The 1,990-nt window shown below is 27.0% G+C and carries 2 protein-coding genes; both read left to right on the top strand.

All coding sequences use genetic code 11. The annotated features are described in order from the left end of the window. Window positions 1-432 (top strand): hypothetical protein (locus ASF10_RS24240; RefSeq protein ID WP_206743364.1); only part of this gene is annotated, 432 nt, incomplete at both ends. 552 nt (window positions 433-984) lie between these two features. Further along, complete coding sequence (locus ASF10_RS14385) at window positions 985-1,308, top strand: hypothetical protein (protein ID WP_131726543.1); 324 nt, start codon at window positions 985-987, stop codon at window positions 1,306-1,308. The last annotated feature ends 682 nt before the right edge of the window (window positions 1,309-1,990 follow it).

Consider the following 1,990-nt stretch of genomic DNA (forward strand, 5'->3'; position numbering starts at 1 on the left):
TCATTAAAAATTATTAGAGGTATCCAGAGTTTACGAGATAGAGCTTATCTAAATAAAATAAAATTATTTTTAGAAAAGATTGGAGAAATTAATAGTGAACAAAAGAAGGTACTTATTAATGATTCCAAAAAAAATGAAAAGAGTCGAACAAAATTTGGAGATGCAATATTTACAACTATTGAACAAAGTGATTCTACAGTTAAAGTTGAATATCTAGCAATTGCATTTGAAGCTTATGTAAATGAAGAAATTAAYGAATCTGATTTAAGACTAATATGTCACGTAATAAATAATACTTTTTCTGATGAACTTATTGACATTATCGAAAATGAAAAACCAATAGGTGATTTGAAAAATGTTGTTTCAAGTGGATTGGCAGAAACAAAATATAGAGAAATGACACTTGATGGAAACAGTCGTTCTGAAGCACTTNCGTAATAAATAATACTTTTTCTGATGAACTTATTGACATTATCGAAAATGAAAAACCAATAGGTGATTTGAAAAATGTTGTTTCAAGTGGATTGGCAGAAACAAAATACAGAGAAATGACACTTGATGGAAATTCAGAACCCGATTATATATTATCAATAACAGCCGAACAATTGCGAATAGCTTGGAGAAAGTATGGCTGATAAAAGCACTGCACACAACAGCTAATGTAGCGGATTTGAGCAATTGGTTTAATGAAAAATTAAATAATTTGAGATGATTTGACAAGTCCGAATAATGAGCATTAGGCATTTTTTTAACATCTTTTTACATTAGTATATAATTCCAAAAATATGGAAAACCGTATTGATTATAATTTTAATAATCTATGTTTGCTGATCATAAAAAAATATTTGCAGAATGAAAAAATTATATATTATTCTTTTCACACTATTTAGTCTATACTCATATTGTCAAAACAAAAATTTTGCAGTCGAGAACAATTTAATTATATGGAAGCTTGTATATCAAGATTCGACAAATATATCTGAATTGAAAAAAAATCCTCGCTTAGAATTTAATAGTGATTCAACTGGGTATATCAAAAAAACTAATTTTAATGACGATAATCTAAGAGAAATGGTTGGAGAATTTTTGATTGAATCCAAAAAAGGAAAATATCGTGTTTCTGTTTTTAATATTAAATTCTTTGTTGAACCAATTGGATTATCATCRGGAGGATTGTCAATGCAATCAATTTCTGAATATACAATTGAGAAGTCATTGCTTAAAAAAAATGGTGCTATTAGAGAAACTTCATTAGGTTATAATCTAACAGAAACATTAAACCCCCATTTAACTGTGCACTACAAGTAACCTGCAATCCTTTTGCTTTAGCTNGGATTGTCAATGCAATCAATTTCTGAATATACAATTGAGAAGTCATTGCTTAAAAAAAATGGTGCTATTAGAGAAACTTCATTAGGTTATAATCTAACAGAAACATTAAACCCCCATTTAACTGAACTATTTTTAATAAATAAAAATGCAAGTACAGATTGGTAAAGAAAGGAAATCAGTGAGACTCCATGTTTAACTTTACTGAATTATTTCTCAATACTAATTTAGAATTTATAAAAAATATATTACTGAGTTAAAAGAATAAAAAAAGACAGCAGAGAAATCTATCTGTCAAACAGTTTTAAATGTCTACATATAAATTAAAATGTACTAGATTTGCTTAACTGCTGAATCAGAAAGAAGTAATATAATGGAGATAAATGAGTATAATTTAAATATGAATAATGGGAGATATTCTTAATGCATTTAATGACTTTAATAACACGTCAAAACAGTTAATAATCTTTTTTATAATCATGGGAGCATTTTGGATAGTACCATTTTGTTTATTTAAACCTGAAATATTTGAATATCCTTTTTATGCACAATTTGCTTTAATTGGATATTCTGGATAAAGTGAGCACCTAATTCTGGATAAAAGTGAGCAGTATAAATGAACTCAAAAAGGTGTCTAAAAAGTAGTTTAAAAATATAAAAT

This window comes from Flavobacterium sp. Leaf82, assembly GCF_001422725.1.
In the GTDB taxonomy this organism is placed as follows: Bacteria; Bacteroidota; Bacteroidia; order Flavobacteriales; family Flavobacteriaceae; genus Flavobacterium.